Origin of the sequence: Phaeobacter piscinae (assembly GCF_002407245.1) — a bacterium.
In the GTDB taxonomy this organism is placed as follows: Bacteria; Pseudomonadota; Alphaproteobacteria; order Rhodobacterales; family Rhodobacteraceae; genus Phaeobacter; species Phaeobacter piscinae.
Map to the genome: position 1 here is coordinate 509,451 of NZ_CP010681.1, position 24,557 is coordinate 534,007.

Here is a 24,557-nt window from a genome sequence, read left to right on the forward strand (position 1 = left end):
GAGAACCCTGCAAAATATATACGGTATCGTTAGGGACGGATTGTGTCCAATCCCGCCAAAATTGCGAAGAGAATGCGGCACTACAGAACACTGCGCCGTTTGCGCGCTGGTGGCGCTGTTGCCAGCGCCTGATAGCCATCGAACAGCTGCCGTTTGGGCGTAAAGAGACCTGGATATCGCAGCCGCTCAGCATAGCCCAGAACAGACCCGGCACATAGCCATGTCACCGGTGTCAGTGTTGCGTTCAGCAACATGTCCACCAATGTTGCGGCCAGCATCAGGGCCAGAGGGGCTGCAAAAGGCGACAGCGTAGACGCCGCATGGCGACGCATCTGTTGCCACAGCAGAACCAACGGCCCTGCCAATAATCCCATCTCAGCGATATAGCCGACCCAGCCGAAGGTGCCAAAAACCAGAATCCAGCGGCCATCAGGGATCGACTCGATCTCGCCTGTCTCCAGATTTCGCACCAGATTGCGCCCCCAGCCACCCCAGCCGAACCAGGGTTTGTCAGCTGCGCGATCCAGCATCAGCGCTTCATTGGTGAACCGAAAACCCAAGGATTGCGCGCGTTCGGGGCTGAAGGCCTGCGCCTGAGCCAGAATCGCCTCCACTGGCACCAGCCCGAGATTGCGCAGCATCGGGTAGACAATCGCCACCACGCCCAGTGCCAGGGCAAGCCGCATTTGCATCCGGTAAGACGCCATGGCGACAAAGGGGGTGAAGACAAGACCATAGACCAGCGATGCAATGCTCTTGCAAAGCACCAGCACCCCAAAGAGATAGACCGCTGCAAGGGTGTATCGGCGCTTGTCCGGATCCTTTGCGCTGCGGGCCAGTGCTGTGGCGGCCAGAACCGACATCAGCATGAACAACGCCAGCCACAGACTGTGCGGCAGGAACACGATGGGGCGGAACCCGCCCTGGCGCATCGTCTGGCTGAAGTCATGCTGGAAAAAACCATAGATCCAGGTGTTCAGCTGCGGGCTGAAGCGGATCTCAAACAACGAGGGGATGGAGTAGACCAGCCCTGCCACCATCAGCACGATCACCAATTGGCGTTGCTGGTCTGGATGCGACAGATAGCGCCGCGCCAGAAAGAACGGCAGCAGCACAATCATCTGGTTGATCATCACCGAGCCGAGATCGCGCCAGCGCAGGCCGGGCAGGGCGTAGGTCGGAAAGACGATGGGCTCGGCGTTTTCAATCACCCGGAACACAATCGGGTCGCCATTGGTCAGCACGGTGGCAATCACCGATCCCAGAAAAATCGCCACAAGCGCACGCATCACCGGATGGCGTGGCCAGATCTCAACCCGTTTGCGCAAGATATAGGCGCAGATCACAAAGGCAACGACAGCCGGAATGGAATCCTTGTCCATATCTGGCACCAATGGCAGGTCGAACACGGCAAGGGGCGGCAGGAACAGATAGCCGCCAATCACGCACCACAAAATCGCCTGCTGCAACGACAGGCGCTGAAACATCTTATGAGCGATCACCGGCCAGGCGATCAGCATCAGATAGGCCAGTGCATTTGGCATTGCGTGCGGACCCTACGCTCCTATTTGCCCCCTTGATCATAACTTTAGCCCCAGATGTCTGTGCTGTCGCCCGCATTCGTATTCTGAGGTAAACTCTTGAAACAAAGGCGGGGCCATGTGATCGAGGAGGAGGCTGGTTCTTATGCATTGGGGGGAAGCAGGTGTATTTTGACATAAAGGACACGCGGATCGATGTGAATATTGCCGATCCGGCGCGGCTCGAACAGGCGGTGATGGGGCATTTCCAAACCCGCCGCGGCTTTGCATTGGCGACGGTCAACCTCGATCATCTGGTGAAAATGCGCAGCTCGCCTGCGTTTCTGAAAGCCTATGCCGCGCAGGATTTCGTGGTTGCGGATGGCCGCCCCATTGTCTGGTTGTCGCAGCTGGCACAGCGGCCTGTGGCATTGATGCCCGGCTCTGACATGGTGGTGCCCCTGTGTCGCTGGGCGGCCCGCGCCGGGGTGCCAATCGCCTTGCTGGGCAGCACCGACGTGGCACTTCAGGATGCTTCGCGCGCCTTGCAGGCTGAGGTGCCCGGGCTTGAGGTGGCGTGGTGTCACGCGCCCTCGGGTGTGTTTGATCCCAGCAGCGCGGAGGCGGAGAAAATTCTGTCTGAACTGGCGCGCAAACAGATTGGTTTGTGTTTTTTGGCCCTTGGCGCGCCGAAGCAGGAAATCATGGCTGCCCGTGGCCGCGCCCTGGCGCCGGAGGTCGGCTTTGCCTCGATTGGGGCGGGATTGGATTTCCTCGGTGGGCACCAAAAACGCGCGCCCGCCTGGGTGCGCGCACTGGCACTGGAGTGGTTGTGGCGCGCCCTAAGCAGCCCGCGCCGTCTGGGGCCGCGGTATTTGCGCTGCATGGCGATCCTTCCGGGCCAGCTGCTGCATGCGTTGCGGCTGCGCCACCCCTGATCAGGTCGGCGTTCAGAGGTTACTTATATTCCAGCAGCCCGCGATTGCGTCCGCGCAGCCGCAGCCAATGATATTCCAGCGCGCCCTGTGCTTCGGCAAATTTGCCAAGCACGGAATAGAGGGCACGGGTGCGGCCCATCCTGCGCGAGAGGCGCAGACCCTGCGCGGGATAGATCAGCAGAAGCAGCAGCGCCCAGCCTGAAAACGGCAGGAGTATCAGGATCAGCAGCGGGATCCCGGCCCCCCACAGCAACGCACGCCGTGTTTCAGCAACCCAATGGCGTTCGGGACCCGCGCCATGCAGCGCGGCACCTTCGGCAAAGGCAAAACCAGCACGACGGCTGCGTTGCCACCATTGCGAAAATCGGTGCATCTGCGCGTCATGCAACGTCATCTCCGCATCCAGCCGCCAGATGCTCCAGCCGACCCGCGCCAGACGCAGACACAGCTCCGGTTCCTCACCCGCAATCAGATCGTTGCGATAGCCGCCGACCTCCTGCAGGGCGCGCAGCCGCATCAGCGCATCCCCGCCACAGGCCTTGGCCGGGCCGATAGGCGTGTTCCACTCATCGTCGCACAGTTGATTGTAGATTGAGGCCTCGGGCTGGCGTTCCCGCCGTCGCCCACATACGACCGCCAGCTGCGGGTCAGCCTCCAGCCGTGCGGTTGCGGCGACGATCCACCCGGGTACCACCTCGCAGTCGCCGTCCACCAGTTGCACGTAGTCACAGTCGCCATCCAGATGGGCCAGACCTGCGTTGCGGGCGCGGGCAGCTGTAAACCGTTGGCTCATGTCGAGGCTGATCACCTTGATCCCCATCGCCTCGGCGGCGGCAACCGATCCATCAGTTGATCCGCTGTCGACATAAATCACCTGGCGGACCTGCCCTTGCAGGCTGTTCAGGCACGCAACCAGCCGTGCGCCCTCGTTGCGGCCAATCACCACCGCGTCAACGATGGGGGACGTGGGAGCCGGGGGCGCGGGAGAGGACAAATCGGGCATCAGTCTGCGATCTCCGCCAGATAGCGCGCCGAAACCTGCAAAAACCCGGCCTTGCGCAGCGCTGCAGGTCCGGTTTCGGGGCCATCGTATTTCTGCGCAGTTTGCGACCACAATGTCAGATCAGGCCTCTTGGCAAAGCCCGCAACCCGCAGCGCATCCTCGCCATGGGGGATGGCGTCCGCCGCGAGCGAGGCCTGATCCCGCGCCATCGGATCATTGGCAAATTTATAATGTTTCAGCACTGCCATTGTGTCGGCCACGCGGACGCCGGCCGACACATGCGGATGCACCGCCGGGTCGACGTCCGTGCCGATAAACACCAGCGGGTGTTTGCTCAGGCAGCAGCGCTCCCCGAAGACAGCACCGCGTATGCCGCCAAACTGCATCTTGGGCGGGGGCGCATCGGGGATCTGGTTCCGGGACAGGAAAAAACCCAGCCCACTGGCCGGATCGTGATAGGGCAGCGCGCGGACGGCGCTGATATCGTAATGGCAAAAACATCGCTGTACCTCAGGGTAGGATTGCTGCGCCACCGACCGCAGCGGTGCCTGCGGGAACATCTCCAGCATCTGGGCCATCATCGCGCTGTACCCATGCCGGTTGAGATAGCGCAGAAGCCCGCTCAGACCGAGCTGGGCCTGTCCCTCGAAGTCAAGGATTTCGTCCATATCGGCAAAAAGGCACCAGCGATCCGCAGAGAATCTGCGCGCTGCATAGCCGCGAAAGATATTCTCGAACCGCCCCCAGGGGAGGCGGCATTGCAACACGGTCACATCTGACTCCTGCGCCAGTTGCGCCAGCGTGTCATCGGTTGATCCGGTGTCGCAGAAGACAAAATGCGACACCCCAAGCGCGCGGTAGTGGGCCAGGAACACATCAAGGTAATAGGCGCCATCTCGGACCAGCGCGACCACGGTCACAGCCTCACGCGGCAGGTCAATTTTCCGGGGTCCCGACAGATGCCGGAGTGAGATGCGAAAGCGCAACCGGTCAAACGGCAGGCCGATCTTGCTGTCGAACCAACCCAGAAGGCGCGACAGCATCCGGCCAGTCATGGGGCCGGACGGGACCGGGGCCGCTGTGCGGGAGGGATCTGTCGTGCCGGTCATCGGAGCTCCTGTCTGACAACTCCAAACTGTGCAAAACAACCATCTGTGGCAAGCACATTGCGGGGAGGCGCTTGCAATGTTAGCGCTAAAATTATGACTGTCGCAGAATTGCATTTCGGCTCTGAATACGGCAGTGTCTCGCAAAATTCGGACATTCAGAAAGGCAGAGCACATGGGCTCGGATATGACAGTGCTGGTTGGCGACGTGGGCGGCAGCAATACCCGGCTGGCCCTTGCCGGGCCTGAAATCGGGGTCACTGCCCTGCAAAGCTTTGCCAATGACAGCTTTTCCAGTCTGGATGATGTTCTGGCGGCCTATTGTGCCCAGCCGGATCTGCCACCGCTGGCTGGCGCTTGTATTGCCGTGGCAGGGCCGGTTTACGGCAATGAATATCAGCTGACCAACCGCAACTGGCAGGGTACCGCCGCGGATCTTGCGCAGCAGTTGCAGCTGGGTGCGGGCGCGCGGGTGGATGTGATCAACGATCTGGCCGCGCTTGGCCATTCGCTGCCTGCACTGATCCCGGGCCAGCTGTCGTCGCTGCGGGCGGGGCATCAGCGGGGCACACAGGCGCTGGTGGCGGGCATCGGCACCGGCTTCAACGTGTCGCTTTCCGTGGATGGCCACACTGCAGAGGCGGAGATGGGCCACACCAGCCTGTCGGCCCCCGTTGCCCGTGGGCTGACGGATCTGCTCGGCGCTCGGGCAGGTGAATTTGCCACCAACGAAGACCTGTTCTCGGGGCGGGGTCTGGTGCGGTATCATCAGGCCTTGCACGGTGTTGCCGCTGAAGGTGGCGCGCAGATCGTTGCGGATTATCTCGCCGATGGTGACGGCCCGGCGGCCAAAACAGTCACCAGTTGGGCGCGGCTCTTGGGGGATTTTGCCCGCGAGCTGGTGCCGACTTATATGCCGGGGCAGGGGATCTTCTTTGCGGGCAGCGTGGCGCGCGGCATTCTTGGCACCCCTGCCTGTGAGGTGTTCCTCAACAGTTTCCTGCAACCTGCCACCGGCGTGCAGAGCCGCTGTGAAACCACGCCGCTCTGGTTGATCACCGATGATGCCGCCGGGGTTAGCGGTGCAGCACGTTTCGCGATTGAAAGAGCCGGTCGCGGCAGCTGACGCACCTCAGCGGGTGAGGGCGCGCGTCAGTAATCGCGCTTGAAGAACAGACCAACGCCGGTTTCGCCCTCGCCATCAACCTTGCCTGTGACGGTCAGGCTTTTGCTGACATCCAGGTTGATGCTCAGCTCGCTGTCGCCACGGGTGTTAACGTTGAAATCGGTGTAGACGTTCTCGGACACGTAGCCGCCGATATCTAGAAGTCCCGCGCCAAGGTTGTCGAGCCCGAGTTCCACATTGCTGGCCCCGGTCTCGTCCCGCAGCTTGCCCTCGGCGCGGTTGCTGCCACCTCGTCCGCTGAGAGTGGCGACCGATCCGGCCAGACGGGCCAAGGCCAAGGGGGACAGATCCTGAATATTATCCCCGAACAGCAACAGCGCCAACGCCTCCTCGCTGGGACGTTCCGGGTCAGAGGTCACCTTGATCGAGGGGCTGTCAATCAGGCCGGAAAGTTCCAGCGTTGCGATGCCCTCGGAGGTCGCGGCGGAGGAGCGCAGCAGCAGATAGGGGCGCAAATCGCCCTGCAGAGTGATTTGCCCCTCATCCAGCGCCAACCGCCGTCCCAGAATATCGAAGGTGCCCCGGATCAGGCTGATCTGGCCAGCGGGCGCCAGATTGGCGGTGCTGCCACGCAGCTGGATCTGGCCACCCAGTTCGGCGCGCACACCGCGCCCACGGGCATTGATGCGATTTGGCGCGCTGATTAGCACATCCAGCAAAGTGCGGCCGGACCCGCCGCTGCCACCACTGCCGCTGTCGATCAGACCGGCCCGGGCACGGGTGCGGCGCACCTCGGCGGGTTCGCCCTGATGCCGTATGTCGGGGATTGGGGCGGCGGTCACAGACCCGCCAGCGGTGGCCAGGTTGATATTGGTCTCGCCCACATCGATCCGCCCGGACAGGCGGTTGGTGCCGATCAGACCACCGGAGAGCGTCAGCGCACCGGACAGCTCGGTTTCATAGGAGAGTTGATCGCTCAGCCCGATATTGGCCAGGGCGATCTGCAACTGCGCATCAAAGGGCGCGATCAATCCGACCGGTCCGCTAACACGCAGCTGGCCACCATCACGGGGCGCAGCTGTCAGCTGAATATTGGCTCTGGACCGCGCGATAGAGACTGTTGCGTTGATGGCATCGATCCGCTGCGCCGCGGCTGGAATGGCCAGTGAGGTACCGCTGGTGCGGATCTGACCTCTCAGATTTGCCAGCGATGGCTCGCCCTTCAGCGACAGATCAAATTGTGCCGGGCCACGGATCAGATTGGGGGAAATGAACGGGTTCAACCCTTCCAAGCGCAACTGCCCCTTGGCATCGATATCAGCGCGACCTTGCACCTCGTCCCAGCTGCCTGCGACGGTGCTGGTGACACCTGCAGGGCCAATGGCGCGGCTATTGATCTGCCAGACCCCGTCTCGGCGGCGCGCGGTGCCCTCGGCGGTCAACCGTCCCGGCAGTCCGGGCACAAACCGCTGCACTTCGGCCACCAGCGCGTCAAATGTGATATCGGCGTCGCCCTTGTTCTCGGAGACCGTGCCATCAAGATCCGCAGATAAACCCGCCGGCCCCTCAGCGGCGCCGTCAAATGTCCAGACCCCGGCGCGACGGCTGGCGGTGCCCTTGGCGCTGAGGGTGCCTGCAAGGGTGGGCACAAAGCGTTCCAGCGCATTGATTGCCGCATCGAACTGAAGATCGCCATCGCCGTTGGTCGTCATCTGACCGGTTAGTTCTGCCCGGGAGGATTTGGGCCCCCGCAGCTCTGCAACGCCAGAAAATGTCTTGTTGTCACGGGTAATCTCGGCGCTGAACGCTAAGGGGCCGGGGGCCTGTGGCAGGAGTTTCTCCAGCTGTTTCAACGTTGCCCCCAGGGAGAGCTGGCCAGAAGTACTGCCCAATTGCCCGTTGGCTTGTGCGGTCAGCGCCTTTGCGTCTAGATCAAACCGATCAATCCGCAGCCCAGCCTCATCGCGCGCAGCCTTCAGGGCGATTGTGGTGGTGCCGCCGATCAGGTCGTCAACCGGTTTCAGCCCGGCGGAGAGATCCTGCCCCAGCACCGACAGATCAATGTCAAACGCGCCTGACAGCGGGGTGGCAGAGCCAACAGCTTTGGCTGTCATCCGCCCGTTCAGCGATTGCCCAGCGAGGTCTGAGAACCGGGCGAGGTTCTGAGCGTTGGCTTCGATATCGGCCGCAATCCGCAGCCCGCTTTCCAGCCCGTCGAGGGTCACCGCGCCGGTGGCACCATAGTCTGTGCCCAAAAGCAGCATATCGGTGATGCGCAGCGCCCCCGGGCCATCCGTGGTCACCCGCCCGTCAAAGGTCAGCGCGCTGCCAAGAGCCTCAGCCAGCGCGGGATCTGTGGGCACCAGTCCGGTCAGGGCAGCTGCGATCTGCCCATCCAGTGACAGGCCCTGACTTTGATCCAGAGTGCCGGTCATCTCCAGTTCAGCGCGGGCAAGACGTAGGCTCGGATTGTTGAGCCGTTCCATTTGTGCGGCCACGGTCCAATCGCGCCCCGCCGGTTTTTCCGCGCGCAGGGACAGGTCCGTGACGGTGGTGGAGCCGCCCGCCACCGGCAATACTACGGCTTCCTGTCCGGGCGGTGGGGTCACATCGGCGCGCAAATCGGCGCTTTCCAACGCCCCGCCGGCGGCAACCTCTACAAAGCCTGAGATGTCCAGTGCCTGCGTCGTGAGGGCCAGATCATCGATCATGACACCGCCCATGGCACGGGTCTGACCGCGCAGCCGGGCCCGCATATCGGGGCCGAAAAAGGGTTGATAAACCGGATCAACCAGTTCTGTGATATCGCCGCTCAGGTCGGCGCGAAATCCGATCGGGCGGCTGCCTTGGGTTGGGTCCGCAGGGGCATCGCCCGCCGCCGCAAGCACCACTGTGCCGCCGATGCGGCGTGTCCCATCGGTGTCCAGCGTCAGATCGGCGCTGAAATCCTCAACCGGGCCGCTGCCTTGCAGGGCAAGACGGATGTCGGGGCCGCCGGGCAGGGCCAATGCGGTGGAGACCAGCCCGCCATCGTCCTCCTCCAGGATCATATCAACGGTGATGGTGCCGGTCTCATTGGCAAACCCCGCCTTGAGGTCGAGCCGGTCGCTGTCACGATCAAGGCGGGCAATCTGCAAGGCGCTGTCGAGCGTGCCATCGGCCAGGCTCATGGATCCATCAAGGCTCAGCACAGCTGCCACCCCGATCAGATCCTGCCCAAGGGTGAGACGCCCCACCTTGATTTCGCCGATATTGATCGACACCGGCAGCTCGGGCAGTTGGAATGGCGCCGCTTCGGGGGTTGGCAGATCGGGGTCTTCCAGCGGTGCCGCCGGGGCGCGCGCAACATGGATGCGATCCGCCTTCAGCGTATTGACGGAGAAATCACCGCGCAGCAGGCCCAGCCGGTTCCAATCCAGCTCAGCGCCTTCGATGGTCAGCCAGATGCCTTCACTATCAGCCACCGTCAGCTTTTCGAGCGTGGCCTGTGAGGACAGCGCCCCCTCCAGTCCGGTAACGCGGATGGCGCGGCTCTCACCAGAGAGCGTGTCTTCCAGAAAATCGACCAGCAAGCCGCCGGAGTCTTCACGCTCCTGCGCCAGGGGCGGCGTCGGGGCGAGGGTCAGCGTGGTCGCAAACAGCAGTGGCGACAGCAGGACGGCAGGGCGAAGGGCTGCGAGGAGATGTTTCAAAATGCCTGTCCTATGCCGATATAGAATTGCAAACCGTCGTCGCTGCCACCGTCCACCGGATAGGCAAGGTCCAGACGAATGGCGCCAATCCCGGCCACGTCGTAGCGCAAGCCAACACCGGCCCCGGCATGGCGGGCCGAGTCCGAGGAGACAAAACTATCCGCGTCCACCAAGCCGACGTCATAGAACCCCACAAGAGTGAATTTCTCACCGATACGGCCCCGTATTTCGCCTGACAGGGCCAGATACCCGCGCCCGCCTGAGGTGCCGCCCCCCGCAGGCACACCCAGTGATTGGAACTCCTGCCCGCGCACGGAGCCCGCACCGCCTGAGTAAAATAGCAGGGTGGGCGACACCTCGGAGAGCGACGGGCCGATCACCGATCCCATCTGCAGCCGTCCCGCCAGCACGATACGGTCATCACTGCCAAACCCCTTGTAGGCGCGGGCGTCGAATTTCAGCTGCAGGCCGGACTTGCTGCCATCAATCCCGATGAAGGGGACGGCGCGGGCATCAAGATAATAGCCGCTGGTGGCGCTCAGGCTGCTGTCGCGCCCGTCATATTCTGCTCGTAACTGCCCGACCAGATATTTGAACCGGCGCTTGCCAAAGACATCTTCGGCCAGGACGCTCTCAAACCCCAGGGCCGCCTCGGCAAAGAGTTGATCGGAATAGACCCGCCGGACCCCCACGGCGCCCAGCCCACGCGTGGCGGTGTAATGCTCTTCGTCCAGCTTCTCCGCCTCAAGCAGGTAGAACTGGCTGTCATCGGGACCAAAGGCGGCAGGCCGATCCAGGCGCACCGCGACACGCCCGTCGAGGTCATTGGCGCTGCCAATCCCGGACAGCCGGGCTTCAAACCTCAGCCGCTCTGCGCCACCAAAGAGATTGCGGTGCATCCAGGAGCCGCTCACCTCCAGCCCGTCGGAGGAACTCAGCTCCGCGCCGAAGGTGAAGCGCCGAGGCGGTTGATCTTCGATCCGGGCGACGTAGTCGAGGGTGCCGTCAGGATTGGCGCGTTCAGCAGGGCGAATGGTGACAGCGGAAAACGCGCCCGTGCGGCGCAGCCGGGTAGCGGATCTGGACAGAAGATTGGGGTGAAACACCTCACCGGTCGGGAAGCCAGCGATCCGCTGGATCGCTTCAGCCTGCACGGCGGAGGGGTTGGCCAGTTGCAAGCGGCCAAAGCGCAGTTGCGGTCCCGGCGCCAGTCGCAAACGGGCGTCAAGCCGCGCCGCAACATGGTTGGCGGTGATTGATTGGCCGCCGATCTCTGCCTGCGGGTGCCCGGCGTAGCGCCAGTTCTCAACCCCTGCGTTGGCCGCATCGCGCAGCACTGCAGTGGTTGCGGTGCGCCCGGTGGCAAAATCTTTGGGAATATCGACAGTGCGTTTTTGCGGCAGGGGGGTGATCTCGGCGGTGCCGAAGGTAAATTTCTGCCCTGCTTTCACTGTGATCTCAATGGATTTGATCTCGCGCGGCAGGTTCAGCGGCTGGATCCTTGCCGCCTCGCGTCCGTCGACGCGGATCTGCACCACCGGCGAGAAGTACCCCTGATCGTAAAGCACCTGAACCAGCGTCCGGTAATCCGACAGCGCTGCGGCCATCAAGGGTTGAACGCCGGTCTCTCCCCGGGCGCTGGTGGCCAGCGTCGCGGAGGCATCCTGCAAAAGATCACGCAAATCACCGTCTGATCCGGGGGCCACCAGCCGCGTCTCCGCTGCCGACAGTGCCGCAGCGCTGCCAAGGCTCAGGCTCGCAGCGCAGATCACGCCGCGACCAAACCGGCCCAAATGGCCACGGCGGGGTATATCAAGAACGGAGCGGAGGAGGGCGCGGCAGTAGAACATAAAGGCTCCGAACAGACAAAATCGGCCCTGAGCCACCGCCGGATAACTGGTGCCGTTGGCAAGCATGGGGACCGGGATCACACTTAGCATAGGGCAAACCCGGAGTGTAACGTCAATGGAGCATGAAGAGTTCCCGGTTATTTTCCGTTCAACTCTCTGAAAGCGGGCAATGTGTTCCGGCCTGTGGATGTGAGCGCAGGATCAATGGCCCGGATCACCGATCCGGATCAGGCGCTGCCAAGGCGCAGTTTACATCTGTGCTGCGCGGAACCAGGCCCGGATTGCGGCGCGGTCTTCTGGTTCCATATAGGTGATATTGGCCGGCGGCATCGCGTGGGTCACCCCGGCCTGTAGGTAGATCTCGCCCGCACGGCGCGCCACATCCGCTTCGGTTTCCAGCAGTACACCCTTGGGTGCGGTGCGGATGCCGTCCCAAAATGGCTCTCGCGCGTGGCACATGCTGCACCGCCCCATCACGATCTCATGCACCTGCTCAAAGCCCTCGGTGTTGGCCATGGCCAGCGCGGTGCCGCTCAGCGCCGCTTCTTCCCGCGCATCGTCTCCCTCATGCTCAAGCCCGAGTGAGGAGAGGATGATCACGCCAAGGAACAACAGCGCTGTCGCCAGCCAGGTCCAGGTGGGGTTCCCGGCGCGAGCATGGCGCGTGTTGAAGTAATGCCGGATGGTCACGCCCATCAAAAACACCAGCGCCGCAATCAGCCAGTTGTATTCACTGGCAAACGCCAGCGGGTAGTGGTTCGACAGCATCAGGAAAACAACCGGCAGCGTCAGATAGTTGTTGTGGGTTGAGCGCAGCTTGGCAATCTTGCCATATTTGGCATCCGGCGCGCGGCCCTCCTGCAGATCCTTCACCACAATGCGCTGGTTCGGCATGATGATGAAGAATACATTTGCGGTCATGATGGTGGCGGTGAAAGCGCCGAGATGCAGCATCATGGCACGGCCTGTGAACACCTGATTGAGCCCCCAGCCCATGGCCACCAGCATCAGGAACAGCAGCACCATCAACAGGGTAGGACGCTCAGCAAGGCCCGATTTGCACAGCCGGTCATAGACCAGCCAGCCCACAGACAGCGTCGCCGCCGAAATCAGGATCCCCTGCCACAGCGCGAGATCTGCCTTGGACTGATCAATCAGATACAGCTCGCCACCGACCCAATAGACCACCATCAACAGGGCAAACCCCGAGAGCCATGTCATATAGCTCTCCCATTTGAACCAGGTCAGGTGATCGGGCATCTCGGCAGGGGCCACCAGATACTTGCGGATGTGGTAAAAGCCGCCGCCATGGACCTGCCATTCCTCGCCATGGGCGCCCACCGGCAGGTCCGGCGCTTTGCGCAGCCCCAAATCGAGCGCGATGAAATAGAACGAGGATCCGATCCAGGCGATGGCGGTGATCACATGCAGCCAACGGATGGCAAAGCCCAGCCAATCCCACATCATCAACAGCTCAAACATTCAAATCCGGTCCTTTGTCGCCCTTGGGGTCCGTGACCGCAGGCTTGGTTACATCTCATCCTGCGCGGCGGGACAGCCCCGTAACGCAGCTCAGTCACCCTAGGCAAAGCCGGGTTTCTTCGGTATTCCCATATACTGCCAAACTGTATCAAAAATTCTGGAACAATCGCAGGCCTCTGTCATGTCTTATCTCGACAATATCCGCACCTTTGTCCGGGTCTATGAACTGGGGTCGATGTCAGCCGCAGGGCGTGACCTCAGGGTGTCGCCGGCTGTGACCTCAGCGCGGATCTCGCAGCTGGAGGAGTATCTCGGCGTGCGCCTGTTTCAGCGCACCACCCGCAATCTGACCGCAACCGAGCAGGGGCGCGCGTTTTATGACGGGGCGGTTGCGGTGCTGGATGCGGTGGATGTGGCTGAGGCCAAGGTGATGCACCTGACCGATACGCCACGTGGCACCCTGTTTGTGGCGGCGCCTCTGGGGCTTGGGCGACGGCTGCTGGCGCCACAGACGCCGGAGTTTCTGGCGACATATCCCGAAATCAACCTGCGCCTGCGCCTGTCTGATCGGGCCGTGGATCTGACCAGCGAGGGGCTGGATCTGGCGTTTTTCCTTGGTCAGCCAGAGGACAGCAACCTGCGTATCCGCAAGATTGCAGACTGCCAACGGGTGCTGTGCGCGTCGCCTGCCTATGTGGCGCGACGGGGGCTGCCTGCCGATGGGACAGCCTTGTTGCGCGATGGCCACGACTGTCTGAACCTGCGCTATCCGGGGGCGAGTGAGTTTCAATGGCTGCTGCAGACCAGCGAGGGTCCGCGCCGCTTTGCGGTGAGCGGTCGCTATGAATGCGACGACGGCGATGTGTTGACCGATTGGGCGCTGGCAGGGGAGGGCGTGGTGCTGAAACCGCTGTTCGAGGTGGCCGAACATCTGGCGGCTGGGCGGTTGGTTCCGGTTGCCGAGGCAACACCGCCGGTGCCGGTGCAGTTGGCCTGTCTTTATACGCACCGCCGCCATCAGGACCCCAAGACGCGCCTGTTCATGGAGTATATGACCGCGCGGCTGGCTGCGGCACTGCGCGCCGATGGGGCTCAGTCGGATCGCAACCTGGATGACGGTTCCGGGGCTGATCAGGCGGAGACGCCATCCGCCTAGGGCAACAGCCCCTCCCGCCCGCTGCAACCCTCCTGCCGGAGGGCCGCTGCCGTTGGGCATGGCCGCGCAAGGGCGCGGCGGCGTTCAGCTTCCGCGGTATGTGGAATATCCAAATGGCGACAGCAGCAGAGGCACGTGGTAATGCGCGCTGTCATCCGTGATGCCAAAACGAATGGGAACTTCATCCAGAAACAGCACCTCACCTGAGGCCTGCCCGCTGGCCCGCAAATACTCGCCGGCCTCAAACACCAGCTCATAGCTGCCGGTCACAAAATCTTCCTTTGGCAAGATCGGACTGTCGGTACGCCCGTCAGCATTGGTTGACATGCTGGCTATCTCCGCGCGTCCGCGCCCGTCCAGCCGATAGAGCCGGATCGGCAGCCGCGCCGCCGGGCAGCCCCGGGCGGTGTCCAGCACATGTGTGGTGAGATAGCCGGGCTCGGTCCGTGTGGTCATTCTGTATCCTCCTGCTGTCGCGCTACCTCTGCCCGATAGGGCCAGAGGCCGCAAACCTGTGAGATCTGATAGTGTATTCGGGAATATTTGAAAAATCGCGTAGATCTTCTGCCATAGTAATGACTGACAGTCGTTTGCAAAGAGGCCCCCGGCAATGAACAGATATCCCCGCAACATGATCGGTTATGGTGCGACGCCGCCCGATGCAGCCTGGCCGGGTAAGGCCAAGGTCGCGGTGCAGTTCGTGCTGAACTTTGAGGAGGGCGGCGAGAACAATATCCTGCACGGCGATGCGGGATCAGAAGCGTTTCTGTCCGATATCGCCGGCGTGGCGCCCTGGCCGGGACAACGACACTGGAACATGGAATCGATCTACGACTATGGTGCGCGGGCCGGGTTCTGGCGGCTGCACCGCATGTTCACTGCTGCGGATATTCCCGTCACCATCTACGGCGTGGCCAGCGCCCTGGCGCGGGCACCTGAACAGGTCGCCGCGATGAAGGCCGCCGATTGGGAAATCGCCTCCCACGGGTTGAAATGGGTCGAACACAAGGACATGGCCGAAGAGGAGGAGCGCGCCGCCATCGCCGAGGCAATCCGCCTGCATACGGAGGTTGTCGGCACGCGCCCGCGCGGCTGGTACACCGGGCGCTGCAGTGAAAATACCGTGCGTCTGGTGGCTGAAGAGGGTGGCTTTGACTACGTGTCCGACACCTATGACGACGATCTGCCTTACTGGCTGGAAGTGGGCGCGCGGGATCAGCTGATCATCCCCTACACGCTGGAAGCCAACGATATGCGCTTCGCCACGGCGCCGGGTTACATCACGGGGGAGCAGTTCTATCAGTATCTGAAGGACGCCTTTGACCTGCTCTACGCCGAGGGCGAAGCGGGCGCGCCCAAGATGATGTCGGTCGGGCTGCATTGCCGTCTCATCGGCCGCCCGGGCAAAGCGGCGGGGCTGAAGCGGTTTATCGACTATATCCAGGGATTTGACGGCGTGTGGTGTCCGCGCCGCATCGATATCGCCGACCACTGGGCCAAAACCCATCCGCATCAGCGTCGCGAGCGACCCAGCCAGATGACCCGCGCACGATTTGTCGAGGCGTATGGCGGTATTTTCGAACATTCGCCGTGGATTGCCGAACGGGCCCATGATCTGGAGCTGGGGCCCGCGCATGATCGTGCGATAGGGCTGCATAATGCGCTCTGTCGGATGTTCCGCTCCGCCAGCGAGGAGGAGCGGCTGGGCGTGCTGACCGCGCACCCGGATCTGGCGGGCAAACTGGCCGCTGCCAAGCGCCTCACCGCCGAAAGCACGAATGAACAGGCCTCCGCCGGGCTGGATGCGCTGACGGACGCGGAGCGCACACGGTTTACGCAACTGAACACGGCCTATGTGGAAAAACACGGCTTTCCCTTCATTATTGCAGTGCGCGACCATGATAAGGCGTCGATTTTGGCCGCCTTTGAGCGGCGTATCAGCCATGATAGGGCCTGCGAATTTGCCGAAGCCTGCCGACAGGTCGAACGTATCGCGGAATTCCGGCTGAAGGATCTGCTGCCATGACCCGCCCATCGTCCTTTGGGTGCCCAATATACGGGGACCCGCGATGAAAACCGTTGCAATACAACCCATCAGCGCTGAGGGGTTTGCCCCCTTCGGGGATCTTGTCGATAGCAGCGGAGCACCGGACAAGATCATCAATCAGGGGCTCTGTGGGCGATACCACGACCGCGCACAACTGGACTTCAGCACTGGCCGCGCGGGGCTGAGCCTGTTCAACGCTGAACCGCGCGCGCTGCCGATGCCTTTGTTGATGGTAGAACGTCACCCGGAGGGCAGTCAGGCCTTCATTCCGATGAGCGAGACCGGATTTCTGGTCATCGTCGCGCCGGACACAGCCGGCGCACCGGGGGAGCCGCTGGCCTTTGAAACGCGGCCTGGCCAGGTCATCAACTTCCATCGGGGCACTTGGCACGGGGTGTTGACGCCGCTGACCGCACCGGGGCTGTTTGCCGTGGTGGACCGGATCGGCGACGGGGCCAATCTGGAAGAGCATTGGTTCGACACCCCCTATCAGGTGATCCGACCGTAACCGCACAAACAAAGGCGCAGCGCCCCACCGGGTCTTGCGCCTTTTTCTTTCCCATAAAGCACTCCGCCGAACGAGAGTGCTGACACACCGCAAACCAAGACGGACCAACAGACCGCATATCAACAGAGAGGGACAAATCCATGGCCGACGGCTCAATCGGAACGCCAGCCCAGCTGCGCGATCCCAACTACACTCCACCGCTGGCAAAGGCGGTGCCTCTGGGCATCCAGCACGTGCTGGCAATGTTCGTATCAAACGTGACCCCTGCCATTATCGTCGCCGGTGCGGCGGGATTTGGATTTGGCTCGAACTCTCCGGATTTTCCCGAGCTGTTGTATTTGATCCAGATGTCGATGCTGTTTGCCGGGGTGGCGACGCTGCTGCAGACGCTGACCCTCGGGCCGGTTGGCGCGGCGCTGCCAATTGTGCAGGGCACCAGCTTTGCCTTTCTGCCGATCATGATCCCGCTGGTTGCGGGCAAGGGAGTTGACGCGCTGGCCGCCCTGTTTGGCGGCGTGCTGATCGGGGGGCTGTTCCATGCGGTATTGGGCCTTTTCATCGGGCGCATCCGCTTTGCCCTGCCGCCGCTGGTCACCGGGCTGGTGGTCACGATGATCGGTCTCGCGCTGGTCAAGGTGGGTATCCAATACGCGGCCGGCGGCGTGCCTGCGATTGGCACCCCGGAATATGGATCTCTGCTCAACTGGTCAGCGGCGCTGGTGGTGATCATCGTCACCTTGGGGCTGAAATTCTTCGCCCGTGGGATGCTGTCGATCTCGGCGGTGTTGCTGGGGCTGATCGTGGGCTACCTCTATGCGATGATGATGGGGATGGTCACGGTTGAGGCGATCGGTAACAGCTGGTCGCGCGCCAGTGCCTTTGCCCTGCCGGTGCCATTCAAATACGGGATCGAGTTCTCCGCAGCGGCGATCCTCGGCTTTTGTCTCATGGCGCTGGTCTCGGCGGTGGAAACCGTCGGGGACGTCAGCGGCATCGCCCGTGGGGGTGCAGGCCGGGAAGCCACGGATAAGGAAATCGCCGGGGCGACCTATGCCGATGGTTTCGGCTCTGCGCTGGCGGGTGTGTTTGGCGGCCTGCCCAATACCTCCTTCAGCCAGAACGTTGGCCTGATCGCCATGACCGGCGTGATGAGCCGCCATGTCGTGACAATTGGCGCGCTGTTCCTGATCCTCTGCGGGCTGGTGCCCAAAGTCGGCGCGATCATTCGCACCATTCCGATTGAGGTGCTGGGCGGCGGCGTCATTGTCATGTTCGGCATGGTGGTGGCCGCCGGGATTTCGATGCTGTCGGATGTGGACTGGAACCGCCGCAACATGGTGATCTTTGCGATCTCACTCTCCATCGGGCTGGGGCTGCAGCTGGAGCCGGGCGCGGTGCAGCATCTGCCGGACACGCTGCGGATCCTGATGACCTCTGGCCTGCTGCCAGCGGCGCTGATCGCCATTGTCCTGAACCTGGTGCTGCCACATGAGCTTGCCAGCGAATCCACGGAAGAGGTTTCCGGCGGCCTTTCCGGTCAGGGCCGGGGCAGCCTGCCGGGGGAATAACGCTACCGGCCTAAGTCAGAACAGAAAATAGGGGCCGCAGCAGATTTGCGCGGCCCCCATTTTTGCGAAGAATATGCCAAATCCGGTCGGGGGAGGCTTGGCGTGTTATGCGCCCTCGGCCATCAGGCGCGCCATATCCAGCATTCGCGCGGAAAAGCCCCATTCATTGTCGTACCAGCCAAACATTCGCAGCTGATGGGCGCCCGTCACCCGTGTTTCCGGTCCGGCGATGACCAGCGATTCCGGGCGCGCCCGCAGATCGGAGGAGACCAACGGTTGATCGGTCCAGCCCAGCACTGGCGCGGCCTCGACGGCGGCGCGCAACATGTCGGCAATCTGATCGCCCTGCATCGGGCGCTCTGTCTGCACCACCAGATCCACGGCGGAGACGCTGGCGGTCGGGACCCGTACCGCAGCGCCGCTGATCCGCCCCGCCAGATGCGGCAGAACCTCGTCAATCAGATGGGTCGCGGAGGTCGTGGTCGGCACCATCGAGAGCGCGCCACCTCGCGAGCGGGCAAAATCCCCTCGCGGCGCATCGACCATCGGTTGGGAATTCGTATAGCAGTGGATCGTGGTCATATGGGCGCTGTTGATGCCCAGCTCCGCGTCCAGCAGTTTGACCAGCGGGGCCAGTCCATTGGTGGTGCAGGAGGCGTTGGAGATGATCCTTCCATCCCCCAGCTCCGCCTCATTTGCGCCCAGAACAACCGTGCGTTCAGCTGCGGGGGAGGGGCCGGAGATCAGCACCTTGCGCCCCCCGGCAGACAGGCCACGCCCCGCCACATCCGAGGTCCGTGCGATGCCGGTGCATTCCAGCACCACATCAACACCCGACAGGTCCAGCGTGCTGAGATCCGCGCTCTGGTGAAAGCGGATCACGCGGTCGGCGATGCGCAGACTGTCGCCGTCGATCACCACCGGATCGGGGTAGGGCCCAAAGGTGCTGTCGTATTGAAACAGATAGGCGCACATGTCCAAAGGCGCGATATCGTTAATGCAAACCAGCTCAATCCCGGCGCCGCGCGGCGTGGTCAGGATCTGGCGCAGAATAGCGCGGCCGATACGGCCGAATCCGTTGATTGCAAGTTTCATGGCCAAGCTATGACAGGGCGCGGCATCCGGCTCAATCCGCAACAGCGGCAATCGGCCCTCCGTTTCGGTCACATTTTCCCGCGCGGTGTTTCAATGGGCTGCTGTCTGTCTGATCGCGGCTTAACGACAGACCAGATCCGCGAAATATGCTCCGTTGATCGAACGCACCATGCTGTCGATCCGCGCGCGGCATCCGGTGGCTGCGTAAAACGCACGGACGGCTTGTTTGGCGCTCAGAACCGCAGGTGGGCGCAACGGGTCAAGCTCTGCATTCTGGCGCTGCGCCATGTAACGCCCAGAGCTGAGACGACCGCTTTCGCTTTGCCGTTCAGCCACCGGGGCAACATGCCAGCTGCGGCCCAGAACCTGAACCACGCTTACCTGCGCCGCGGGGTCTGATCCGGCACCGGCTGCGGTCGGCAGGGTCAGCAAGGCAGGGCCAAGGGCGGCTGCCAGCGCGAGACCACACACGCGCCGGGCGGTATGTGTGCGCAGGCATCCGGGCCTTGTTTGGGCAGGCGCGACACGCGGCACCGATGCTCTGCGATGACTGCCCGAATACGCCAGCAGGGTCATTAACCCCAGAGCCAAGGTAGTGAACGCAACTGTGAACGCGGCAGATATGATTGACATGGGCGCAGGCTCCGTCAGGGCGGGCGGGCCGAGGTCGGCCCGCGTGCAGGGGGTTGGCTACTCCTGACACCTTAACGGTGCTGCGCGTTCTGGCAATGGCCACGCGTGCCCTTGGTTAGCGCGGGGGGCTCAGTGGCATATGCCGGTTGACGTCTTTGTAGAGCAGATAGCGGAAGCGCCCCGGCCCACCCGCATAGCAGGCTTGCGGGCAGAAGGCGCGCAGCCACATGAAGTCACCGGCCTCCACCTCGACCCAATCTTGGTTAAGGCGATAGACAGCCTTGCCCTCCAGCACATACAGCCCGTGTTCCATCACATGGGTCTCTGGGAACGGAATGACGCCACCGGGTTCGAAGGTGACGATGGTGACATGCATATCATGGGACATGTCTGCCGGATCGACAAAGCGGGTGGTGGCCCAGCGGCCTTCGGTGTCCGGCATCACTGTTGGGGCAATGTCGCGCTCATTGGTGATCAGTGGTGCGGGCTTCTCGAGCCCCGGCGCCGCCTCCCAGCGTTTGCGGATCCAGTGAAACCCGGCCACGCTGTTGCTGCTGTTGTGCAGGGTCCAGCCCGCACCCGCCGGAATATAGGCATAGCCGCCCGGCGTCAGAATATGCTGCGCCCCGTCAAGGGTCAGACAAACCTCGCCCTCCGTCACGAACAGCACGGATTGTGCGGCGCTGTCATGTTCGGGCGCGTCGGAGCCGCCACCGGGTTGCAGTTCGACAATATATTGCGAGAACGTCTCGGCAAAGCCGCTCAGCGGGCGGGCAATGACCCACATCCGCATGCCCTGCCAACCCGGCAGATAGGAGGTGGTGATATCGCGCATCGTGCCCTTGGGGATGACTGCATAGGCATCGGTGAACATGGCGCGGTCGGTCAGCAACTGTTCCTGACCGGGATGGCCTCCCTGAGGGGTGTAATAGTGCGGCGCGGTCATCGGCGGTCCTTTCGTGATGCTTGCTGCATTTATGCGGACTCGCAGGCGGCGCTCCAAGGGGGGCGCTGCGGATAACATCCTTCGCGAAATTTTGAATATCGGGCGGCGAGGCGGCGGCCGGTAGCAGTGATGGCGCATATAGGGCAGGGGGGCATCTGCCCCCATCCGCCGCATATCTGCTTAGAGATCAGCCAAGGCTTGGCTCTGGCGCAGTTCAGCGGCGCAAAGTTGCAATGCCCGCAACGACAGTTCTGTATCCTGCGCCGGGTTCACCCCGCGCGGGGAGGAGCTGCCAACAACAATCGGCCGCTGCTCCGGGCGCGACACCGGCACCGCATAGCCGATAATGCCGGTCTCAAACTCGCTGTCAGTCACCGCATAGCCCCGCTGTCGCGCCGTCGTGACCCGCTCAAGGATCTGCCCCGGTTCGGTCAGCGATTGTTCGGTGTGGCGGGGCATATCCGCTGTTGCCAGTGTTTCAGCGGCGGCGTCTGCCGACAAACAGCCCAGCAGCATCCGGCCCAGACTGGTGTGAACCAGCGGGATATGGGCCCCGGCCGTGAATCCGTAAGTGACCGGCGCATGTTCAACTGTGGACTGCGCCAGCAGCAGCACACGCCCTTGATCCAGCGTTGCAAGGGTAATCTCCGCACCCAGACTGCGCGCATGACGGTTGAGCACCGGCTGTACCTTGCGGCCAAATTGATTGGCCTGAAGAAACCCGCCCGACAGCGCCAGCACCTGTGGCGTCAGCGACAGGACACGGCCCTGCTGGCGCAGATACCCCGCCTGCACAAGCGTCAGCGCCCCGCGCCGCGCGGTGGCGCGGTCCTGGCCGGTGCGCCGGGCAATATCGGCCAGCGTCAGTGTCGGGGTTGCAGCATCAAATGCAGCGAGAACAGCCAGCCCCTTGGCAAAGCTGGAGGAAATATTTCGGTCTTGTTCACTCATTGTCTAATCCACAAATACGCGTCAGCGTCCCTCCGGTCACCGAAACATGCAATCAATCAGGCTTACCATCCTGTCTGTGGCTCCATGGTGCGACTTCCATGGACCTGGTTCATGATTGGCGAGTTCCTAGATGTCCCCATTTTGCCACCTTGAGTGGTATGTTGTTTTCGGTCTTCAGCTAGATGCGGAAATCCTTGCCAAATTTGCAGTTTTTCCGTTTGGCTCCTGATAAGAGACTGGACCTGAACTAGTTTTTTAGTTCAAGCTTAAATTATCCAGTTGCATAACAAAAGCGGTGCAGCAGGTGGGCATAGAGGTTACCGGACGCAACGTCACAAATTGGGGGCGGTTACGTGACGGTGTCCGGGGGTGCGTACAGGAAGAAGGCCGGATCACAAGATGACAACATCGCTCAACAAGGGCGCGCTGGCGCGCAAGGGGCTGCTTTCGGAGCAGGCTTGTCACAACGCAGAGGCGGTGCTGGCGCAATGCGAGGCCGCGCGGGTGGAAACTGTGCGGGTGCTGTTTGCCGATCAACATGGCATTCTGCGTGGCAAGACCTTGGTTGCTGCCGGTCTGCGGTCGCTGTTCGAGCAGGGGATCGCGGTGCCCTCAACGCTGCTGCTGAAAGACACCGCGCATCGCACTGTCTTCCCGGTGTGGAGCGAAAACCCGGAGGAGGTGGTCACACCAATGCAGGGTGCCAGTGACGTTCTGCTGGTGCCGCGTCCTGAGACCTTTAGGGTGCTGCCCTGGTCGCCGCATTCGGCCTGGATCTTCTGTCATGTGGCCTTTCACGACGGCGCAACCGTGCCCTTCGGCTCAGCCCATGTGTTGGAGCATGCGGTGGCAACGCTGGCGGAGCAGGGGCTTCAGACGGTGGTCGGGCTGGAGGTTGAGTTTCAGATTTTTGAGCGGGTCGACCCTGCGCTGGGCCACGCCCAGCAGGGCATGCCAGGGGCACCTGTTGAGACGCGCAACCTCATCCAGGGGTATCAGTATCTGACCGAAACCCGCTACGCTGAGGCCGAGGGCATTCTGGATGCCCTGCGGCGTCATGCGCAGGCGCTGGGCCTGCCGGTGCGCACCGTGGAAATCGAGATGGGGCCGAGCCAGTTCGAGTTCACTTTTGACCCCGCTGACCCGATGACGCAGGCCGACGCCATGGTGATGTTTCGCACCATGGCCAAGGAGGTCTGCGCTGCCAACGGGTTGCACGCCAGTTTCATGGCCAAGCCCCGGCAGGATCATGCCATGGCCAATGGCTGGCATATCCATCAATCGCTGATCGACACCCAGAGCGGGCGTAACCTCTTCATGCCGGAGGTCGCGGGCACGCTGACCGCTGAAGCCAGCGGTTGGATTGCGGGTTTGCTCACCCATGCGGAGGCCGCCTCGGTTCTGGTGGCGCCAACCGTGAACAGCTACAAACGCTATCTGCCCTATCAATTGGCCCCCAATCGGGTGCAATGGGGGGAAGACAACCGTGGCGCGATGCTGCGGGGACTTATGCGGCCCGGTGATCCCACCAGCCGGATCGAAAACCGCGCGCCAGACAGCACCGCCAACCCGTATTTTGCACTGGCTGCCCAGATTATCGCGGGCAGTGAGGGGCTGATGGCGGGAAGGCAGGCGCCGGCCCCGACTGCGTCGCCCTATTCTGATGACGCGGAGAAGCTGCCGCGCTCGCTGGGTCAGGCCTTGCAGGCCTTCTCCTCATCGGAGCTGTTTCGCAGCGCGCTGGGGGAGGATGTGGTCGACTATCTCACCCATCTGAAGGAGGTCGAGTGGTCCCGCTATCTGGATACTGTCAGCGAATGGGAGCAGGCCGAATATTTTAATCTTTACTGATGGTTATGCGCCATCACAGCCCATCACTTGACGGCTGTCGGATTCGGCGATGCCACCTGTCGGAAATGCCACCAGACGGCGGCATTGCAGCTTGAAGAGAAACGATATTATTGCTAGCGTATACAGGCGTATGCGGGAGAACCAGCGCGGTGGCAATTGACCGCCGACTTTGGTGCCGAAGGAGCAACCGCCCCGGAAACTCTCAGGCCACAGGGACCGCAGGCGCAACACACTCTGGAGAGACCCTGATCAAATCGGGGCGCCGAAGGGATAACGATCTCAGGCAAAGGGACAGAGGGGGCATCACATCGTGCAGGCATGGCCTGCGCGTACGATTTGATGCCGGGACCATGCCACCACAGCGGATCGGACCGGCCCTGAAACACATGGGATGGATCGGCATGGCTGCTGAGACTTCGGGACAACCAGACTTCTCCCGCGCCGATGTGCGCGGGGTCCCCGGCGCTGGCCAGCCTTGCGTCGACCTACCCTGCGTCGACCTGTTCGGTCGGGACCGGGCAGAGGCCGCCGTTATCACCCCCATGATGTCGCAGATCACCACCACCAAACCACGACCGTCCAACCGGGCGGGCCGCCGCAGACGCTGACGCCAGCGCCACCTCCAAAGGAAGAGACCGATGAAATTTACCGAAGAACACGAATGGCTGCTGCCGGAAGGCGACGATCTGATCACAGTGGGCATCACCAGCCACGCGGCCGAGCAGCTGGGTGATGTCGTGTTTGTGGAACTGCCCGAGGTCGGCACCGAAGTGTCCAAAGATGATGAGATCGTCGTGATCGAATCCGTCAAAGCCGCCTCCGATATTCTGGCGCCGCTGGACGGTGAGATCGTCGAGGTGAATGAGGCGCTGGCCGACAATCCCGGCAAGATCAATGAGGATCCGCAGGGCGATGCCTGGTTCTTCAAGATCAAACCCTCCGATCTGTCGCCGATGGACGATTACATGGATGAAGCCGGGTATAAGGACTTCATCGGTTGATCCTTCCACCCCGCCTGCGCCTCTTGCGCGGCGGGGTTTTTTGATCGCTGTTCCCGCATAGATCGCGGCAACCAGCCGCAAGAT

The 24,557-nt window shown here is 62.4% G+C and carries 20 protein-coding genes and 2 riboswitches; of the genes, 9 read left to right on the forward strand and 11 right to left on the reverse strand.

The features are described from left to right. Positions 1-80 precede the first annotated feature (80 nt). Complete coding sequence (locus tag phaeop14_RS02310) at positions 81-1,544, reverse strand: membrane protein (RefSeq protein WP_040172633.1); 1,464 nt, start codon at positions 1,542-1,544, stop codon at positions 81-83. A 161-nt stretch (positions 1,545-1,705) separates the two neighbouring features. Here phaeop14_RS02310 and phaeop14_RS02315 point away from each other — a divergent pair, with 161 nt between their 5' ends. Then, positions 1,706-2,458 carry a WecB/TagA/CpsF family glycosyltransferase gene (locus phaeop14_RS02315; RefSeq protein WP_096788642.1) on the forward strand — a complete coding sequence of 251 codons (753 nt, stop codon included), beginning with the start codon at positions 1,706-1,708 and terminating at the stop codon, positions 2,456-2,458. 19 nt (positions 2,459-2,477) lie between these two features. Here phaeop14_RS02315 and phaeop14_RS02320 read toward each other — a convergent pair whose 3' ends face one another. Together phaeop14_RS02320 and phaeop14_RS02325 are read right to left on the reverse strand one after the other, a co-directional pair. Then, a complete protein-coding gene (locus phaeop14_RS02320) occupies positions 2,478-3,461 on the reverse strand; it encodes a glycosyltransferase family 2 protein (protein WP_096788643.1) in 984 nt (327 codons plus the stop codon). Continuing rightward, positions 3,461-4,570, reverse strand: coding sequence for a glycosyltransferase family 2 protein (locus phaeop14_RS02325; protein WP_096788644.1), 1,110 nt, complete (start codon positions 4,568-4,570; stop codon positions 3,461-3,463). Before phaeop14_RS02325 ends, phaeop14_RS02320 begins: the two co-directional genes overlap by 1 nt. A gap of 172 nt (positions 4,571-4,742) precedes the next feature. Here phaeop14_RS02325 and phaeop14_RS02330 point away from each other — a divergent pair, with 172 nt between their 5' ends. Continuing rightward, positions 4,743-5,693 (forward strand): glucokinase, encoded by a 951-nt coding sequence (locus tag phaeop14_RS02330; protein ID WP_096788645.1) that lies wholly within the window; start codon positions 4,743-4,745, stop codon positions 5,691-5,693. A 26-nt stretch (positions 5,694-5,719) separates the two neighbouring features. On the opposite strand, the gene phaeop14_RS02335 is transcribed toward phaeop14_RS02330, so the two are convergent. The 3 genes from phaeop14_RS02335 to phaeop14_RS02345 form a co-directional block, all read right to left on the reverse strand. Beyond that, positions 5,720-9,385: a translocation/assembly module TamB domain-containing protein gene (locus phaeop14_RS02335; RefSeq protein ID WP_096788646.1), complete on the reverse strand. Its 3,666-nt coding sequence runs from the start codon at positions 9,383-9,385 to the stop codon at positions 5,720-5,722. Beyond that, the gene (locus tag phaeop14_RS02340) at positions 9,382-11,325 is read right to left on the reverse strand and encodes an autotransporter assembly complex protein TamA (protein ID WP_096788647.1); all 1,944 of its coding nucleotides are present in this window, start codon (positions 11,323-11,325) and stop codon (positions 9,382-9,384) included. Before phaeop14_RS02340 ends, phaeop14_RS02335 begins: the two co-directional genes overlap by 4 nt. A gap of 159 nt (positions 11,326-11,484) precedes the next feature. Then, a complete protein-coding gene (locus tag phaeop14_RS02345) occupies positions 11,485-12,717 on the reverse strand; it encodes a urate hydroxylase PuuD (RefSeq protein ID WP_096788648.1) in 1,233 nt (410 codons plus the stop codon). Positions 12,718-12,898: 181 nt separating this feature from the next. On the opposite strand from phaeop14_RS02345, the gene phaeop14_RS02350 reads away from it, so the two are divergent. Further along, complete coding sequence (locus phaeop14_RS02350) at positions 12,899-13,873, forward strand: LysR family transcriptional regulator (protein ID WP_040172652.1); 975 nt, start codon at positions 12,899-12,901, stop codon at positions 13,871-13,873. A gap of 84 nt (positions 13,874-13,957) precedes the next feature. On the opposite strand, the gene uraH is transcribed toward phaeop14_RS02350, so the two are convergent. Next, on the reverse strand, positions 13,958-14,329 hold the full coding sequence (gene uraH / locus phaeop14_RS02355) for a hydroxyisourate hydrolase (protein ID WP_096788649.1): 372 nt from the start codon (positions 14,327-14,329) through the stop codon (positions 13,958-13,960). Positions 14,330-14,483: 154 nt separating this feature from the next. Between uraH and puuE the strand changes: the two genes are divergently transcribed. The 3 genes from puuE to phaeop14_RS02370 all read left to right on the forward strand — a co-directional run bounded on the left by puuE (position 14,484) and on the right by phaeop14_RS02370 (position 17,996). Continuing rightward, on the forward strand, positions 14,484-15,899 hold the full coding sequence (gene puuE, locus phaeop14_RS02360; protein ID WP_096788650.1) for an allantoinase PuuE: 1,416 nt from the start codon (positions 14,484-14,486) through the stop codon (positions 15,897-15,899). Between the two features lie 43 nt (positions 15,900-15,942). After that, on the forward strand, positions 15,943-16,428 hold the full coding sequence (locus tag phaeop14_RS02365) for an ureidoglycolate lyase (RefSeq protein ID WP_096788651.1): 486 nt from the start codon (positions 15,943-15,945) through the stop codon (positions 16,426-16,428). A 140-nt stretch (positions 16,429-16,568) separates the two neighbouring features. Then, complete coding sequence (locus phaeop14_RS02370; RefSeq protein WP_040180380.1) at positions 16,569-17,996, forward strand: uracil-xanthine permease family protein; 1,428 nt, start codon at positions 16,569-16,571, stop codon at positions 17,994-17,996. Positions 17,997-18,101: 105 nt separating this feature from the next. Here phaeop14_RS02370 and phaeop14_RS02375 read toward each other — a convergent pair whose 3' ends face one another. The 4 genes from phaeop14_RS02375 to phaeop14_RS02390 all read right to left on the reverse strand — a co-directional run bounded on the left by phaeop14_RS02375 (position 18,102) and on the right by phaeop14_RS02390 (position 21,621). Beyond that, positions 18,102-19,091 (reverse strand): type I glyceraldehyde-3-phosphate dehydrogenase, encoded by a 990-nt coding sequence (locus phaeop14_RS02375; protein ID WP_193438256.1) that lies wholly within the window; start codon positions 19,089-19,091, stop codon positions 18,102-18,104. A gap of 120 nt (positions 19,092-19,211) precedes the next feature. Continuing rightward, positions 19,212-19,724: a hypothetical protein gene (locus tag phaeop14_RS02380; RefSeq protein WP_096788653.1), complete on the reverse strand. Its 513-nt coding sequence runs from the start codon at positions 19,722-19,724 to the stop codon at positions 19,212-19,214. 115 nt (positions 19,725-19,839) lie between these two features. Beyond that, positions 19,840-20,670, reverse strand: coding sequence for a bifunctional allantoicase/(S)-ureidoglycine aminohydrolase (locus tag phaeop14_RS02385; protein ID WP_193438257.1), 831 nt, complete (start codon positions 20,668-20,670; stop codon positions 19,840-19,842). A gap of 180 nt (positions 20,671-20,850) precedes the next feature. Continuing rightward, entirely contained in the window at positions 20,851-21,621 is a 771-nt protein-coding gene (locus phaeop14_RS02390) for an IclR family transcriptional regulator domain-containing protein (protein WP_096788654.1), read from the reverse strand. A 399-nt stretch (positions 21,622-22,020) separates the two neighbouring features. Between phaeop14_RS02390 and phaeop14_RS02395 the strand changes: the two genes are divergently transcribed. The 3 genes from phaeop14_RS02395 to gcvH all read left to right on the forward strand — a co-directional run bounded on the left by phaeop14_RS02395 (position 22,021) and on the right by gcvH (position 24,473). Next, a complete protein-coding gene (locus tag phaeop14_RS02395) occupies positions 22,021-23,472 on the forward strand; it encodes a glutamine synthetase family protein (RefSeq protein ID WP_096788655.1) in 1,452 nt (483 codons plus the stop codon). Between the two features lie 123 nt (positions 23,473-23,595). Beyond that, positions 23,596-23,701, forward strand: a riboswitch (glycine riboswitch). 1 nt (position 23,702) lies between these two features. Further along, positions 23,703-23,771: riboswitch (glycine riboswitch) on the forward strand. A 102-nt stretch (positions 23,772-23,873) separates the two neighbouring features. Further along, complete coding sequence (locus tag phaeop14_RS02400) at positions 23,874-24,080, forward strand: hypothetical protein (protein ID WP_145957389.1); 207 nt, start codon at positions 23,874-23,876, stop codon at positions 24,078-24,080. Positions 24,081-24,110: 30 nt separating this feature from the next. Next, positions 24,111-24,473 carry a glycine cleavage system protein GcvH gene (gcvH, locus tag phaeop14_RS02405; RefSeq protein ID WP_024098303.1) on the forward strand — a complete coding sequence of 121 codons (363 nt, stop codon included), beginning with the start codon at positions 24,111-24,113 and terminating at the stop codon, positions 24,471-24,473. The last annotated feature ends 84 nt before the right edge of the window (positions 24,474-24,557 follow it).